The organism is Polymorphospora sp. NPDC050346 (assembly GCF_040655695.1).
Taxonomy (GTDB): domain Bacteria; phylum Actinomycetota; class Actinomycetes; order Mycobacteriales; family Micromonosporaceae; genus Polymorphospora; species Polymorphospora lycopeni.
This window is the reverse complement of record NZ_JBFAKM010000105.1, coordinates 1-1,394: the sequence shown is the minus strand read 5'-3', so window position 1 is coordinate 1,394 and position 1,394 is coordinate 1. Positions and strand designations below refer to the sequence as shown.

Genomic DNA, 1,394 nt, shown 5'->3' with positions numbered 1-1,394 from the left:
GGGTCTGTGGATTTAACGGTGTTTCCGGCCTGACCTGCCAGGCGTTGTGCCTGGTGAGGAGGGTGCCGTGATGACCGCGACACTGAACGACCAGACCGGACGCAGGAAGCGGCCTGAGCCGACGGCGGAGGCCAAGGCCGCGGCCGAGCTGGTCCGGGCCGCGAAGGAACAAGGGCTGTCGTTGACCGGTCCGGATGGGCTGCTCAAGCAGCTGACCAAGACGGTCCTGGAGACCGCGCTGAACGAGGAGATGACCGAGCACCTCGGCTACGAGAAACACGAGGCGGCCGGTGCCGGCTCGGGCAACGTCCGCAACGGGACCCGGTCGAAGACGGTCCTGACCGAGGCCAACGGGGCGGTGCGGATCGACGTGCCGCGGGATCGGGCCGGCACCTTCGAACCGCGGATCGTGCGTAAGCGGCAGCGTCGCCTGTCGGGGGTCGACGAGGTGGTGTTGTCGCTGTATGCCAAAGGGCTGACGACCGGGGAGATCTCGGCGCACTTCGCCGAGATCTACGGGGCGTCGGTGTCGAAGGAGACGATCTCCCGGATCACCGACAAGGTGATCGAGGAGATGACCGACTGGTCGCACCGGCCCCTGGACGAGGTCTACGCGGCGGTGTTCATCGACGCCATCGTGGTCAAGGTCCGAGACGGGCAGGTCGCCAACCGGCCCTTCTACGCCGCGATCGGGGTCACCCTCGACGGCGACAAGGACATCCTCGGTCTGTGGGCCGGCACCGGCGGTGAGGGCGCGAAGTTCTGGATGAGCGTGCTGACCGACCTGCGCAACCGGGGCGTCAAGGACGTGTTCTTCCTCGTCTGCGACGGCCTCAAAGGCCTGCCGGAGGTGGTCACGAACGTCTGGCCCCGGACCGTGGTGCAGACCTGCGTCATCCACCTGATCCGCAACACCTTCCGGCTTACCTCCCGCAGATACTGGGACGAACTCAAACGCGACATTAAGCCGATCTACACCGCCGTCAACGCCACCGCCGCCAAGGCGGCGTTCGACGACCTGGCCGACAAGTGGGCCGGCCGGTATCCGGCGGTGATCCGCCTGTGGGACAACGCCTGGGCCGAGTTCATCCCGTTCCTCGACTACGACCTCGAGATCCGCCAGGTCATCTGCTCGACGAACGCGATCGAATCGCTGAACGCCCGCTACCGGCGGGCGGTCAAGGCCCGAGGCCACTTCCCCAACGAGCAGGCCGCGCTAAAGTGCCTCTACCTGGTGACCCGGTCCCTGGACCCCACCGGCAGAGGCAGGACCCGATGGACGATGCGCTGGAAGCCCGCGTTGAACGCCTTCGCCATCACCTTCAGCGACCGCTTCCCGGCCGCTGAAACCTACTAACCAAGATCGCCGGAAACACCGTTCGCGAAACAGTCCC

Annotated in this window: 1 protein-coding gene; it reads left to right on the top strand. The window is 66.4% G+C overall.

The window, feature by feature from the left end; all coding sequences use genetic code 11:
• Positions 1–70: 70 nt before the first annotated feature.
• Positions 71–1,357 (top strand): IS256 family transposase, encoded by a 1,287-nt coding sequence (locus AB0I42_RS37275; RefSeq protein WP_357544488.1) that lies wholly within the window; start codon positions 71–73, stop codon positions 1,355–1,357.
• The last annotated feature ends 37 nt before the right edge of the window (positions 1,358–1,394 follow it).

Bases quoted from the DNA above. Each gene is read 5' to 3' on its own strand.
- AB0I42_RS37275 (WP_357544488.1), top strand. From the start codon at position 71: ATGACCGCGACACTGAACGACCAGACCGGACGCAGGAAGCGGCCTGAG.